The sequence below is a fragment of the Gottfriedia solisilvae genome, assembly GCF_002128405.1.
Classification (GTDB): domain Bacteria; phylum Bacillota; class Bacilli; order Bacillales; family Bacillaceae_G; genus Gottfriedia; species Gottfriedia solisilvae.
The window spans coordinates 174,964-189,183 of record NZ_NETJ01000002.1 but is presented as its reverse complement, the minus strand read 5'-3'; the positions used below and the strand labels follow the sequence as shown (position 1 = coordinate 189,183).

10 protein-coding genes are annotated in these 14,220 nt (G+C 35.3%); 6 read left to right on the top strand and 4 right to left on the bottom strand.

The window, feature by feature from the left end; all coding sequences use genetic code 11:
* The first annotated feature begins 132 nt into the window (after positions 1-132).
* On the top strand, positions 133-1,515 hold the full coding sequence (locus CAB05_RS05320) for a hypothetical protein (protein WP_087998799.1): 1,383 nt from the start codon (positions 133-135) through the stop codon (positions 1,513-1,515).
* Between the two features lie 97 nt (positions 1,516-1,612).
* Here the strand turns inward: CAB05_RS05320 and CAB05_RS05315 are convergent, their stop codons facing one another.
* From CAB05_RS05315 to CAB05_RS05305, 3 genes are all read right to left on the bottom strand, one after another.
* Positions 1,613-2,440 carry a sugar phosphate isomerase/epimerase family protein gene (locus tag CAB05_RS05315; RefSeq protein WP_087998798.1) on the bottom strand — a complete coding sequence of 276 codons (828 nt, stop codon included), beginning with the start codon at positions 2,438-2,440 and terminating at the stop codon, positions 1,613-1,615.
* A gap of 115 nt (positions 2,441-2,555) precedes the next feature.
* Complete coding sequence (locus CAB05_RS05310) at positions 2,556-3,701, bottom strand: glycoside hydrolase family 88/105 protein (protein WP_087998797.1); 1,146 nt, start codon at positions 3,699-3,701, stop codon at positions 2,556-2,558.
* A 20-nt stretch (positions 3,702-3,721) separates the two neighbouring features.
* Positions 3,722-5,212: an MFS transporter gene (locus CAB05_RS05305; RefSeq protein WP_087998796.1), complete on the bottom strand. Its 1,491-nt coding sequence runs from the start codon at positions 5,210-5,212 to the stop codon at positions 3,722-3,724.
* 477 nt (positions 5,213-5,689) lie between these two features.
* On the opposite strand from CAB05_RS05305, the gene CAB05_RS05300 reads away from it, so the two are divergent.
* The 5 genes from CAB05_RS05300 to CAB05_RS05280 all read left to right on the top strand — a co-directional run bounded on the left by CAB05_RS05300 (position 5,690) and on the right by CAB05_RS05280 (position 13,795).
* Positions 5,690-6,691 (top strand): LacI family DNA-binding transcriptional regulator, encoded by a 1,002-nt coding sequence (locus CAB05_RS05300; RefSeq protein ID WP_087998795.1) that lies wholly within the window; start codon positions 5,690-5,692, stop codon positions 6,689-6,691.
* Positions 6,692-6,775: 84 nt separating this feature from the next.
* On the top strand, positions 6,776-8,203 hold the full coding sequence (locus tag CAB05_RS05295) for a tagaturonate reductase (RefSeq protein WP_087998794.1): 1,428 nt from the start codon (positions 6,776-6,778) through the stop codon (positions 8,201-8,203).
* 3 nt (positions 8,204-8,206) lie between these two features.
* Positions 8,207-9,694 carry a UxaA family hydrolase gene (locus CAB05_RS05290; protein ID WP_087998793.1) on the top strand — a complete coding sequence of 496 codons (1,488 nt, stop codon included), beginning with the start codon at positions 8,207-8,209 and terminating at the stop codon, positions 9,692-9,694.
* 18 nt (positions 9,695-9,712) lie between these two features.
* Positions 9,713-11,104, top strand: a complete 1,392-nt coding sequence (gene uxaC / locus CAB05_RS05285; protein ID WP_087998792.1) for a glucuronate isomerase — start codon at positions 9,713-9,715, stop codon at positions 11,102-11,104.
* Positions 11,105-11,392: 288 nt separating this feature from the next.
* Complete coding sequence (locus tag CAB05_RS05280) at positions 11,393-13,795, top strand: Ig-like domain-containing protein (protein ID WP_158093180.1); 2,403 nt, start codon at positions 11,393-11,395, stop codon at positions 13,793-13,795.
* 142 nt (positions 13,796-13,937) lie between these two features.
* Here the strand turns inward: CAB05_RS05280 and CAB05_RS05275 are convergent, their stop codons facing one another.
* A complete protein-coding gene (locus CAB05_RS05275) occupies positions 13,938-14,216 on the bottom strand; it encodes a DUF3892 domain-containing protein (RefSeq protein WP_235821372.1) in 279 nt (92 codons plus the stop codon).
* Positions 14,217-14,220: the final 4 nt, after the last annotated feature.

The window sequence follows — 14,220 nt, the reverse complement described above, 5'->3', positions numbered from 1 at the left end:
TTTTCCCAAATCCAACATATTTACTTTACATAAGAAAATTTTAATAAAATTTCAAAGTACATATGTCTCACCTTCTATAGGCAAATGCATATATTACTAATCAATATATCTAGGCTAAAAGGGGGGAATAAAATGCATGTCGATTTAACAGCCATACACTGGCTTTATGTTACATTCATAGGAATTATCATCTTATTTTTAATCTTAAGACGCGATACTAGTCTAGTATGTCTAGCTGGAATTTTTCTATTAGGTCTTGTCGCTACAGAATCACTTACTAGCTCAGTCAGTATCTTGTTTTCAAGTTTCATATATGCAATAACCGAATTACTTTCTACGATTCTAGTTATTTCAATCATCGTTTCTATGAGTAAAGCTTTAACAGAGAGCGGAGTACACCAAGCACTCATCAGTCCATTTACAAGGGTAATGAAAAACGCCTCACTCGCTTACTGGACAATAGGAATTGTAATGATGGTCGTTTCATGGTTTTTCTGGCCATCTCCTGCAGTAGCATTAATCGGGGCAGTGTTACTACCAGTCGCGCTTCGAGTTGGATTACCTGCATTAGGTGTTGCGATGGCAATGAACTTATTCGGTCATGGTATTGCACTTTCAAGTGATTTTGTAATTCAAGGTGCTCCAAAATTAACTGCAGATGCAGCTGGTATACCTGTTTCTGAGGTCATTTCTGCAAGTGTTCCATTAATTATTGTTATGGGGGTCGTGACAACTGTAACAGCATTCTACTTTTTAAAACGAGACATGAAAAAAGGACTTCTAAAAGTAGAATCTGTTGAAAACGATTCCAAAACTGAAACTTATTTACTTTCCTCTGCTCAACAAAAATGGATGGCTGCTTTAGTATTCTTTTTATTCGCAGTTGATATCTGGGCAATGATTCATTTCAATTTACAAGGTGGAGATGCAACTGCATTAATCGGAGGAACCTCTCTTATCATTCTTTCAATCCTTTCCATGATGGGTCATAAATCTAAAGGATTTGAGGAAGTAACTAACTATTTAATTCATGGATTTAAATTTGGGTTTAGAGTATTTGGTCCGGTTATTCCAATCGCCGCTTTCTTCTATCTTGGAGATAGTGGATTTACAACGATAATCGGGGATTTTTTACCAAAAGGATCAAATGGTATTGTAAATGATCTAGGGTTTGCACTTGCTCATGCAGTTCCAGTAAACCCAGCAGTAGCAGGAGTAACATTAACAACTGTAGGTGCAATTACAGGTTTAGATGGATCGGGCTTCTCTGGTATTTCACTTGCTGGATCGGTTGCTTCATTATTCGCTACAGCTATTGGTCATGGTATTGCCACACTTACTGCATTGGGGCAAATTGCGGCTATATGGGTTGGCGGAGGAACATTGATCCCTTGGGCATTGATTCCTGCAGCTGCTATTTGTAATGTAAGTCCGTTTGAATTAGCTAGAAGGAATTTATTGCCGGTCTTAATTGGATTAGTAGTAACAACAATTGTGGCTATTTTCTTAATATAAATAATAAAAAGCTTAAGTAAGTATACTTAAGCTTTTTCGCATTAACTCTTAATTTTTTTTATGTAGGAATACTTTCCTCTTTGAAATTTATCTATCTTTATACTTTTTCATAAACATCCCTAATCCACCTAACAGCCCCCACCAAATCCTCTTCCCTCGTCCCTTCCAACAACAAATACATACAAGGCCTTTCCCTTTTCACAAAAGCAACAATCCTCTCCAAATCCAACAAACCTTTCCCCATCGAAACAATTTCAATCTTATTATCTTTAATGATAAAATCCTTCAAATGAATCGCCACAATCCGTTCCCCAAGCTTTTCTTTCGCTTCATCAATAATTGGTCCTTGATTTTGCCAATTATCTAAAGTCATTAAGTTCGCAACATCAAGTATGACTTGGATATTATTAGACGGCACAGCTTCAAGTAATCTCTCCAATTTATCAATTGTATGTACTGGATGATTAATCCCTGCTTCAACTGCAATAGTAGATCCAAACCTTTCTGCTTGAACTACCATCTGTCTGACAAAATAGGTAGCAAGAAGAAACGTTTCTTCAGTAAAATTTGCAAGTGTATAACCATTTCCGACACTACCCGTTTCAGTAGCAACTAAACTAGCACCAAAATCTTCCCTTAATCTCAAATACCGATAAAATTTTTGAAACTCCTTTTCTCTAACTTCACGATCTCTAGCAACGAGATTAATATAACAACCAAGCACTGATATAGAAATTCCTTTACGTGCAAAGACATCTTTTATATGTCTGGCAAGACCTGGTGTCAACTGTTCAGTCGTTATGTCTGGAAAGCTTTTTGATGGAGCAAATTGAATATGGTTAAGACCAAGTTGGTGTACCTTCTCCACAAGCTCCTCTATATTTTCTGCATGAATATCATGTGCTCTAACTCCTAAATTAAGCATTTACTTTTCTCCTTTAAAAAAATAGCGATTGTATATTAGAAAATGCTCAAATACAATCGCTACGAATATATGATTTATTTAACTTATGACTTGAAAAATTATGTCAAATAGCAATTCACATCAATTTAATAGTTTGTGCTTCACTAGCTACACTGACCTTAGCCATTTCAACACTTGCTAGAATAAATGGCCCTACTCCTTTATGGTCATTGGCAACAATTGGCTCACTGATGTAATAAGCATATGAACCATCGCGTTGGTCAACGCCACCTAAGCCACCTACATAGCAAATTTTATTCACATTCACTAGGTTTTCTTTTGTAATCGTATTAAAAGATTCTACTAGTTTACTATAAACAAATTGTGCTCGATCATAATGACCGGCAGTGTTTAAATAACCAAGACGTCTACCTTTTTGAATGGCGTAAACAATCATACTGGAAGCTGATGCCTCCAAGTAATTTCCCGGTTTATCTCCTTTGTCTAATACTTGATACCAAAGCCCTGTTTTTTCATCTTGTACTTCCATTAATGCTGAAATGGCTCGATTGTAAATTTGGATCAATGTTTCTCTTCCTGAATGACTTTGTGGAAAATATTCAATGACATCTACTAGCGCCATGACAAACCAACCCATTGACCTGCCCCAAAAGTTTGGAGATAATCCTGTGTTTTTGTCACACCAAGGTTGGACCTTTTTCTCGTCCCACGCATGATATAGTAATCCGGAATCTTGATCACGCAGATTTTTCTCGCATAACACAAACTGCTGTAATACATCATCTAAATCCTCTGTATTACCCAAAATATGAGCATACTTTGCATAAAACACAGAACCCATATACAGCCCATCAAGCCAAACCTGGTAAGGATAAATATACTTATGCCAAAATGAGCCTTCTGAAGTACGAGGATGTTGATCGAGCTGACTTCTTAGTAAATCTACTGCTTTTTTATATCGTTCATCTTTTGTTTCTTCATATAAATCTATTAAAACTTTTCCATTGTTGATATGGTCGATATTAAACTCTGATAATGAATATTTAGGAATATTTCCTGTTCCATCAACAAATAGATCTAAATTGTACTTTACATAGTTCAGATATTGTTTGTCTCCAGTTTGCTTATATAGTTGAAAAAAACCTTCTAACACTACGCCATCTTCATATTCCCATTTCATTTTTGGATTTATTTCAGGTTTTCTAGTAGCTACTGTGTCACAAGTCATTTTTGCTAGGATCAATCCATTTGCCACGTTCATTAATCAACTCTCCTCTTTTTTCAATGTTTCTGGCTTTGATAAGATGCACTTACTGTTTGATAACAAGTTTCATATTTAGATCCTGTTAATTGCTCCACGACTTCTTTTGTTTTAGCTGATACTTGTTGCATTGTTCCGCCGTCTTTAATACGTTGTATCTCATCCAAAATAATTTTATGTGTCGCTCGGTCCAGTTTCATTCGAAAAGCAGAAATTACGCCTAAAATCGCTAGTGAAATAACGCCAATCGAGAAGATGGTAATTAATGCATTAATCGCCGATGCTGGTTGTACTTTTTCTCCTGACACAAAGCCAAACGCGTCAAGTACCCAACCCATTCCAAATACGATGACAGAACGCATTAACTTTCCACAGAATGTCATTGCACCAGCATAAACGCCTTCTCTTCTTTTACCGGTCACCATTTCATCCACATCCGCTAAGAATGTATAAACATTCCACGGGATATAGTAAACCCCACCAGTTCCAAGTCCAAAGAATGCCGTAATTGCAAATAAGATGATCACCATATTTGATGAATCTGTGAAATAAAGAACTGTATAGGCAATCACACTAAGAATAACGATGTTTAGCGCGATTCTAAACGGTTTTGCAAAGCCCATTTTTATACAAAGTGTAATAAAGCCAAATGTTGAAATTAACTGCATAATACTACTAAAACTATTCAAATTTGATACCATTTCTGCCTTCTGTCCTAATGCAAATACAATAAAATATGTAAATGACGCCGAAAAGAGCCATTCAGCACCAAACCCAAAAAGATACATTCCTAAATGATTTCTGAACGTCTTAACCTTAAAGGTAGAAAGCATATTTAAAACCAATTGTTTTAAGTTTTCTAATGGTGATTTTATTTTTTCACCTACAATTTCATGAAATGGACGTTCCCAAGAAGTGAAATACAGAGCTGCCATTGCAATCGATAAAATTACACCAAACAAAATACCCGTGTAAAGAAATGATTTTGAAGAATCTTCCCCATACATTGCCATAAAGCGTCCTGGAATAAAAGCTGCCATAAAGTTCGCGATTTTACCAAAAATAGCTTTATATCCAGTCAGCTTTGATCGAAGTGAAAAGTCAGATGTCATTTCGGTAGCAAGTGTCTCATATGGAACCATAACCATTGTGTAAATAAGTTCGAAAAGGATATACGTTCCTAAGTAATACCAGTATCCAAAGCCATCCATCCACATAAGCGGATAAACAATCATCAATGGAATCGCAATCATAATGAAAAATCTTCGTCTACCAAATCTTTTACCAAGTTTTGTATGATGGAAGTTATCGGAAATATGCCCCATTATCGGATTACTAATCGCATCTACAATACTCCCAATCGAAAAAATACTTGCTGCTTGAACCATTGTTAAGTCTGTAAAGGTCGTATAAAAATAAAGCAACCAAGCACCACTAACTGCCAGTGCTCCACTTCCTAAAAGGTTTCCACTACCATAAGCTAGTTGATGCCCTAGGTGAATCTTCTTCATTTTTCGTTTCTCCTCCTAACATCTCAAGTCACTCTTTTTCGCCATTTCAATAAATGTTAACGTTAACAAAATGATGTTAAATAAAATTACCTCATACTTAACAACATTCTTGTTAACGTTTGCATAAAAACATAAAAACGAAGCTACTAACTATTTTTGATTCTCTAGTTGAATTTTTTCACATTTCTTACTACTAAAATTTTAGGAAATACAGTTTAGTTCTATTAATCTCGTAAATGTTAACGTTAACAATTTATGAAAAACAAAATTGTAATACAATCAATAACTGCCTCCAAATTTCATTTTTCATGATTTCATTATAGTACAATAAAAACGCTATCTATCTTTTTTTCTTGTCTAAATATTGTCTAAAAGATTGATAGTTTGTTAACGTGTGCATTTCGTTTGACGAAAATCATTTTTTTACATATAATCTGGACTGTAATCAAATTGACCAAATATGAATTGAGGATGTTTATGGTAACGATTAAAGATATTGCAAAAATTGCCAATGTCTCTCATACAACTGTTTCAAGAGCATTGAATAACAGTCCCCTCATCAAGAAAGTCACTTCAGATAAGATAAAAGCAATTGCAAAGGAACTGAATTATTCGCCAAACTTCAATGCAAAAAGCCTTGTTTTGAAAAAATCTTATATGATTGGTCTCTTCTTTTCGAGTATTGATCGAGGAACGTCATCCAGTTTTTTATCACAAATTGTGAAAAGTATTACGGATTTAATCGATACGAACTACCAATTAGCTGTTAATAGTATCGATACACTCGAAAACTATGAATTTGTGAATCGACAGCGCTATGATGGGATCATCATTATGAGTCAAAGCGAAGACGATAATGATTTTATCTATTATATAAAAAATACTGGCATCCCCTTTGTTGTACTAAACAGAAATTTGGATGACAGCACAATTACTAATGTGATTAGTGATGATCAAAACGGCGCATGCCTTGCAGTAGAATACTTAATAGAATTAGGTCATCGAAATATTGCTATCATCGAAGGGGAAAAAAGCTTTAAATCTGCTACTGAACGTATAGAAGGATTTATTCAAGCGATGATTAAACATAATGTTCCAATTTCTCAGGCAAATTTTATTTCTGGTGACTATAGCTCTGAAAGTGGATTTGTTGCGATGAATCAATTACTTCAAAATGAACATACGCCGACTGCAGTTTTTTGCTCAAATGATGATATGGCAATTGGTGCATTAAATGCATGTTATGCAAAAAGGATACGAGTTCCAGAAGAAATTTCAATTGTAGGATTTGATGATATTTGCTATTCAAATTATACAAGTCCACCACTCACTACAGTAAACCGTCCAATGGCTGAAATAAGCAAGCAAGGTATTCAAGCCCTCATTTCGTTAATAGAAGATAATGAATTAGAACCAAAAACGTCTGTCATTGTTTCAACTTTAAAAATAAGAGAATCAGCAGCTAAACTGGATAATTAACATTTATTCAGTTTAGTTTTTATACAAAAATGTTAACGTGTGCATTTTTTATCTAATTTAAAATCGTAAGGAGAAATCATCATTATGAAACCACTTTTATCCAATCAACTATTTACAAACAAGTCAAATCGTCCGATCAAAATCATTCAATTTGGAGAAGGAAATTTTTTACGCGCATTTGTAGATTGGAAAATCGAACAAATGAACCAAATCGGATTTTTTAATGGCAATGTTGCTATTGTTCAGCCACTGAGTAACGGACTTGAGCATCTCATTCAAAAACAAGATTGCTTATATACAGTTCGATTAAATGGTTTTCAAAATGGAGAAAAAATCAATACAAACGAAATCATTACTTGTGTATCTAGTATCACGAATCCCTATCAAAACTTTCCATCCTTTTTAGATTTAGCAAATGATGACGATGCTCGCTTTATTATTTCAAATACAACAGAGGCTGGCATCCAATTTGATGCGACAGAAACATTTAGCATGGACTTCCCTTCTACTACTTTCCCTGGCAAGCTAACACAATTACTGTATCATCGTTACATTCAAAACAAAGCAGGTTTTATTCTAATCCCATGTGAATTGATTGAAAAAAATGGTGAAGCGTTAAAACATGCTGTTTTACAATATGCAGCTTCATGGAAACTTGGCGAAGAATTTATAAATTGGATTCACCTTGAAAATACATTTTGCTCAAGTCTTGTTGACCAGATTGTGTCTGGCTATCCAAAAATGCAAGAGCAAGAGCTTTGGGATACATTTGGCTACACTGATCATTTAATGGTAACGGCTGAGCCATTTCATTTTTGGGTGATTGAAGGACCAAGCTGGATAGAAGATGAACTTCCATTAAGAAAAGCCAATCTAAATGTAATCTTTACGAATGATATGACACCTTACCGCAACCAAAAAGTACATATTCTAAACGGATCTCATACCGCTATGGTCCCTCCTGCTATTTTAGCGAACCTTGAAACAGTGGAACAAGTTATGCAAGACAAAGACCTTTCTCAATTTATAAATAATCTAGTCCAAAATGAAATCATTCCTACACTTCAGCTTCCTAGGAATCAATTAGAAAATTTTGCTCGTTCCACGCTTGAGCGTTTTAAAAATCCCTTTATTCGCCATGAATTAAAATCGATTGCTTTAAACAGCATTTCTAAATTTAAAACACGTTTATTACCAATTCTAAAAAACAATATAGAACAAAAACGGAATACGCCTGACTATACGATTTTCTCATTAGCATCTTTACTCTTTTTGTATAAAAGTGATTCTGAAGAACGTCAAGATGATGAACAAGTCATTGCAGTGATTGAGCATGCGTGGCAAAATCCAGAAACCCTTGTCCATACGCTACTGAGTAATTCTAATATATGGGGTGAAGATCTTAGCTCCCTCGAGGGTTTAGAAGAATCATTACAAACACATCTAAATAATATTGAACAATTTGGATTGAGAGAAGCACTTCATCATCTTTTAGCAAAAACGGAGGTTTAAAAAATGAATAAATGTATGCAACTACATTCGATTGATCATGTCGCTGTCGCACTTCATCCCCTTCAAGCTGGTGAAGAGCTTTATATAAATGGTAAGAAATTGGTGGTCAAAGAGGATATTAAACAAGGTCATAAAATCTCATTAATTGATATAAATGAAAATTCACCTGTCATTAAGTATGGCTACCCCATTGGACATGCTACAAAACCGATCAAACAAGGTGAGTGGATTCATACTCATAATTTGAAAACAAATTTAGACGCTGAAGAAGCCTATACTTTTAACCAGGAACTTCGCACCAATACATATGAAAGAAAAAATCTTACCTTCCAAGGATATCGTCGCAAAAATGGAAAAGTCGGTATTCGAAACGATTTGTTGATTGTTCCTACTGTTGGTTGTGTGAATGGTGTGGCAGAACAAACTATTAATCTATTTAAAGAAAGAAACCCAGACCTAACTGGCATAGACAATATTTCCGTACTAAAACACCCATATGGTTGCTCTCAACTAGGCGATGACCATATGAATACGCTAACGATTTTAAAAAATATAACAAATCACCCAAATGCTGCCGGCGTCCTTGTATTTGGTCTTGGCTGTGAAAACAATACAATTCAAGAATTTAAAAAAGCGATCGGTCAATTTGATGATGAACGGATTAAATTTATAATCGCACAAGAACATGAAGACGAAATTGAAGCTGGTGTTAATTTACTTGAAGATATTTTTTCGGTGGCAAAATTCGATACTCGTGAGGAAATACCTCTTTCTGAATTAAAAATCGGATTAAAATGTGGTGGTTCTGATGGTTTTTCAGGTATCACAGCGAATCCACTATTAGGTGCATTTTCTGATTTTTTGATTTCACAAGGCGGCACAACCATTCTAACCGAAGTGCCTGAAATGTTTGGGGCCGAACGAATCTTAATGTCACGAGCGAAGGATGAAGCTGTTTTTCATAAAATCGTCGCTTTAATAAATGATTTTAAAGCTTATTTCTTAACAAACGGAGAAACAGTAAATGAAAATCCTTCTCCTGGTAACAAAGATGGAGGAATTAGTACGTTAGAAGACAAATCGCTTGGCTGTATACAAAAAGCAGGATCGTCGACTGTTATCGATGTGCTCAAATATGGCGAAACATTAAAAGAAAAAGGATTAAACCTCCTTCAAGCACCAGGAAATGACCTAGTTGCTACTACTGCCTTAGCTGCTGCTGAAAGTCATATGGTTTTATTTACAACGGGTCGCGGAACACCATTTGGCGGTTTTGTTCCTACGATAAAAGTCGCTTCCAATACAGATTTGTTTACAAGGAAAAACAACTGGATGGATTTTGATGCAGGCCAATTACTTACAAAACCAATGGATGCTGTGCTGGATGAATTCATCTCCTATCTAATTGGTGTTGCCAACGGAAACTTCACGAAAAATGAACAAAACAATATCCGCGAGCTAGCCATATTTAAAACAGGTGTTACATTGTAAAACAAGGAGGAACACAAAATGACTTTTCTAAATGATCACTATCTGCTATCAACACCACTAGCACAAGAGCTATATGAAACCTATGCGAAGAATGCTCCCATCATTGATTATCACTGTCACCTAGACCCACAAACAATTTATGAAAATAAACCGTTTAAAGATTTAACTGATATTTGGCTTGCAGGTGATCACTATAAATGGAGATTAATGCGTGCAAATGGCATTCCCGAGTCACATATTACAGGAAATGCTAGCAACTATGATAAATTTCTAGCCTGGGCAGAAACCGTTCCTAAAATAATAGGAAATCCTCTGTACGTTTGGACTCATTTAGAATTAAAAAGATATTTTCAGATTGATATTTTACTAACTCCGACTACCGCACCGGACATTTGGAATGAAGCAAATCAACAGTTAAAGAACTTACAGCCACGAACAATTTTAGCTAAATTCAATATTGATACATTATGTACAACAGATGATCCAGTTGACTCACTTGAATTTCACCAAAAATTAAAGAAAGAAGAAATGTTCACACAAGTTTTACCAGCATTCCGCCCAGATAAAGCTTTGCAAATTGAAGCCCCTGAATTTACGAATTGGCTAGCGAAATTAGAATCTAGCATTAATAGCAAAATTCAAAACTATGACCAATTTCTTACAGCATTATCGACCCGTGTCCACTATTTTCACAAAAATGGTTCCAGACTTTCAGATCATGCACTTGATACGCTAGTTTTTAAAGAAGGAACCAAAGATCAAGCTGCTTCAATATTTAAGAAAGCACTAGAAAATCAGGATTTATCAACTGATGAACTATCAATCTATCGAACGGTAACGTTAACGCATTTAGTAGAACAATATCATCAATACAACTGGACAATGCAGCTCCATATAAATGCACAAAGAAACAATAACCTCAAAATGCTCGAAACACTTGGACCAGACTCTGGATTTGACAGTATTGGTGATCGTTCCTTAGCTCAAAATCTAGCTGCAATTTTAAACCATCTTGAACAAAAAGATATGTTACCACAAACAATTCTTTATTCATTAAATCCAAATGATTACCCAGTATTAGCAACCATAATAGGCTGTTTTCAAAAAGACAGTTTGGCTAAACTACAACTTGGCTCAGCATGGTGGTTTAATGACACAAGAAGTGGCATACGCAAACAGTTAACGACACTCGCAGAAAATAGTATTTTACATCACTTTGTTGGCATGCTAACAGATTCAAGAAGCTTCCTATCCTATCCACGGCATGAATATTTCCGCCGAATCTTGTGTGATCTAATCGGGGAATGGCACTCAAGAGGAGAAGTTCCTGATGACTTCGAACTTCTTGGAAATATGGTAAAAGCAATTTCTTATGAAAATGCTGCTAATTATTTTAATTTTAATGCTTAATCAATGGCCCCCCTTATTTATAAGGGGGTTTTTCTTTAGGATTCTAAAATAATAGTAAATTACTCAAATTATTAGTCCGATCTCCATCTGGGCCTAGTCTATTCATAATATAAAAAACAACGCATTTTTTACATGTACTACTGCTTTTAACGAATTAAATTTTTAATCAGACTTCCACCTAAACAAATATTTTACAAAAAAATAATTCAAAAAAGTCTATTAATCTAGCTTTAATACTAGTAAAATATTCTTGCAATACAAAATATTTTGTCGAAAGGTGGAAAACGTGTGAATAGAAAGAATTCAAAAAACACTAAGTGGAAACTGTTTAATGGTTCTCTAGTAGCTGCATTAGCCATTACAATGGCTCCACTAAATATTTTCCCTCAATCTGTGAAAGCGGATACAAACGGAGACATTCATGTTCAATTATTAGGCATTAACGACTATCATGGTCAGCTTGATACTTGGAGATCTATTAAAGATTCAACTGGTAAAGTAGTTGATTACTCTGGTGGTATCGAGTATTTAGCTGCATACTTAAAAGAAAGAGAAGCTACTAACCCTGCTAATACTCTAATGATTCAAGCTGGTGACCTTGTTGGAGCGAGTCCTCCTGTTTCTGCATTATTACAAGATGAGCCTACGATTCGTTTTATGAATGAACTTGGATTTGATGTAGGTACAATTGGTAACCATGAATTTGATGAAGGCGTTGCTGAAATGAAGCGTCTAATCTATGGCGGAAGCAACCCGAAAACAGAGAAATATGAAGCAAAATATGGCAAGTTTACTGGTTCAACAATGGACTATGTGGTAGCTAACGTAGTAGATGATAAAAATGAACCTATTTTACCTCCATATGTAGTAAAAGAAGTTGGTGGAGCTAAGATCGGATTTATTGGGGTTGTAACAACTGAAACACCAACGATTGTATCACCAAAAGGTGTTGAAGGTGTTAAATTTACAGATGAAGTTGCGGCTATTAACAAATATGCAAAAGAATTAACGGATAAAGGTGTTAAGTCAATTGTCGTTCTTGCACATAATCCTGGTTCTTCTCAAGCAGACGGATCAAATGCAACTGGAAGAGTTGTCGACATAGCAAATGCAACAGACGCTTCAGTTGACGTAATTTTTGGTGCACATGATCATAAACTTTTAAACGCAAAAGTAAATGGTAAGCTTCTAGTACAATCATGGTCTTATGGAACAGCATTCTCGGATGTTGAATTAACAATTGATCCAGCTACACAAGATATCGTAGAAGCAAAGGCTGAGATTGTTGATACTCTACATAGCAAAATTACACCTGATGCAAAAATTAAAGCTGAGCTTGATGGTTATAAAGCTGATATCCAACCAATTACAAGTCAAGTAATGGGTGAAACAGCAGATATTTTAACTAACGCAGCTAATGCAAGTGGTGAGTCAGCACTTGGTAACTTTATTGCTGACGGAATGAAAGCAACAACAAATACAGATTTTGCATTCATGAATGCTGGTGGTATTCGTAACCCACTACCAAAAGGAACAATTACTTGGGGAGATTTATTCAAAGTTCAACCATTCGGTAACGATTTAGTTACGATGAAGATTACTGGAGAGCAAGTAAGAACTTTATTAAATCAACAATTCAATGCTCCTCCAAGTTATAACAAGATCATGGCAATCGCTGGTCTTCACTATACTTGGACGGATAAGAATGATTACGGAAAGAAAATACTTGATATTTATCTACCAGATGGATCTAAAATCGATCCAACTAAAGAATATTCAATCACTGTAAATAACTTTATGGCTGATGGTGGTGACGGCTTTACGATCCTGAAATCTGGGACAAACCGTGTGACAAGTATTGTAGATTTAGATGGTTTTGTTAATTATTTCAAATCATTTAAAGGACCAGTTAGCTCAACTGTTGAAGGCAGAGTTCAACTTGTAGAGGTAACTCCGGCTACTCCTGTTGTTGGTGAAGTGACAAACAAATCAACAAAGGTAACAGGGAAAGCTTTTGCTGATGCTTTAGTTAAAGTGCAAGCAAATGGAAAAGTAATAGGTACAACTACTGCTTCTACAGATGGAAGCTTTACAGTAGAAATTCCAGTTCAAAAAGCTGGAACAACAATTAATGTGATTGCAAGTGACGCTAAATTAAATGTAAGTAATGCACAAGTTAAGGTTAAGGATGTTATCCCGCCGGCAAAACCTGTAGTTAATCAAGTAGACGACAATGACATGAAAGTTACTGGAAAAGCAGAAGCAGGTACAACAGTAACTGTTAAATCTGGCAAAACTGTAGTTGGCACAGCAAACGCTAACTATAAAGGAACATACACAGTGACATTAACTAAAACTTTAAAAGCTGGAACTACTTTATCTGTAACTTCAGTAGACAAAGGTGGCAATACTAGCCCTACAGTAACTACAAAAGTAGTTGATAAAACTGCTCCAACTGCACCTGTATTGGTGACAAAAGTAACTAGTACTACTACTAGTTTAGTAGGTAAGGCAGAAGTAGGTTCTTCTGTACAATTAAAGGTTGGTAAGAAAGTTTATAAAACAATTAGCAATAAAAAAGGATTGTTTACTTTCAAAATCTCTAAACAAAAGTCTGGTACAATCCTGTACTTCACTGCTAAAGATAAAGCAGGAAATGTAAGTAAAGTAACAAAAGTAGTAGTAAAATAAGCAAATAGAAAGAACCCTGAAACTAGTTTTCAGGGTCTTTTTGTTTACAGTTCTGTATGAATTTAATCTTATCAACCAGGCTTCGATAATCTTACGCATCGTAACATAAAAAGAGCCACGTTTAATCGTGACTCTTTTATCTTTAAAATGATGGTAAATTACTCAAGTTATTAGACGGATCTCCATCAGGATACGAACGAAGCGTTTTATGTTGATGTCCTCGTGTTGTACCTGTGTTTACATCTTCAATTAAATCCTGCTCTGCCATGACAATGGCTTGTTCGATTGTTGCTGTTTCGCCATTTTGGAACTTCACTTCCGATATGTCCCCATCACCATTTTTTCGAACTGCTACGATTTGTAATTTATTGGGGTCAATATGATGTTCAGGATTTCCTTCTCCGCGATTTTGGAAAGTCATTTCG

Coding starts and splice junctions, on each gene's coding strand:
- CAB05_RS05320 (WP_087998799.1), top strand. CDS start 133: ATGCATGTCGATTTAACAGCCATACACTGGCTTTATGTTACATTCATA.
- CAB05_RS05315 (WP_087998798.1), bottom strand. CDS start 2,440: ATGCTTAATTTAGGAGTTAGAGCACATGATATTCATGCAGAAAATATA.
- CAB05_RS05310 (WP_087998797.1), bottom strand. CDS start 3,701: ATGAACGTGGCAAATGGATTGATCCTAGCAAAAATGACTTGTGACACA.
- CAB05_RS05305 (WP_087998796.1), bottom strand. CDS start 5,212: ATGAAGAAGATTCACCTAGGGCATCAACTAGCTTATGGTAGTGGAAAC.
- CAB05_RS05300 (WP_087998795.1), top strand. CDS start 5,690: ATGGTAACGATTAAAGATATTGCAAAAATTGCCAATGTCTCTCATACA.
- CAB05_RS05295 (WP_087998794.1), top strand. CDS start 6,776: ATGAAACCACTTTTATCCAATCAACTATTTACAAACAAGTCAAATCGT.
- CAB05_RS05290 (WP_087998793.1), top strand. CDS start 8,207: ATGAATAAATGTATGCAACTACATTCGATTGATCATGTCGCTGTCGCA.
- uxaC (WP_087998792.1), top strand. CDS start 9,713: ATGACTTTTCTAAATGATCACTATCTGCTATCAACACCACTAGCACAA.
- CAB05_RS05275 (WP_235821372.1), bottom strand. CDS start 14,216: ATGACTTTCCAAAATCGCGGAGAAGGAAATCCTGAACATCATATTGAC.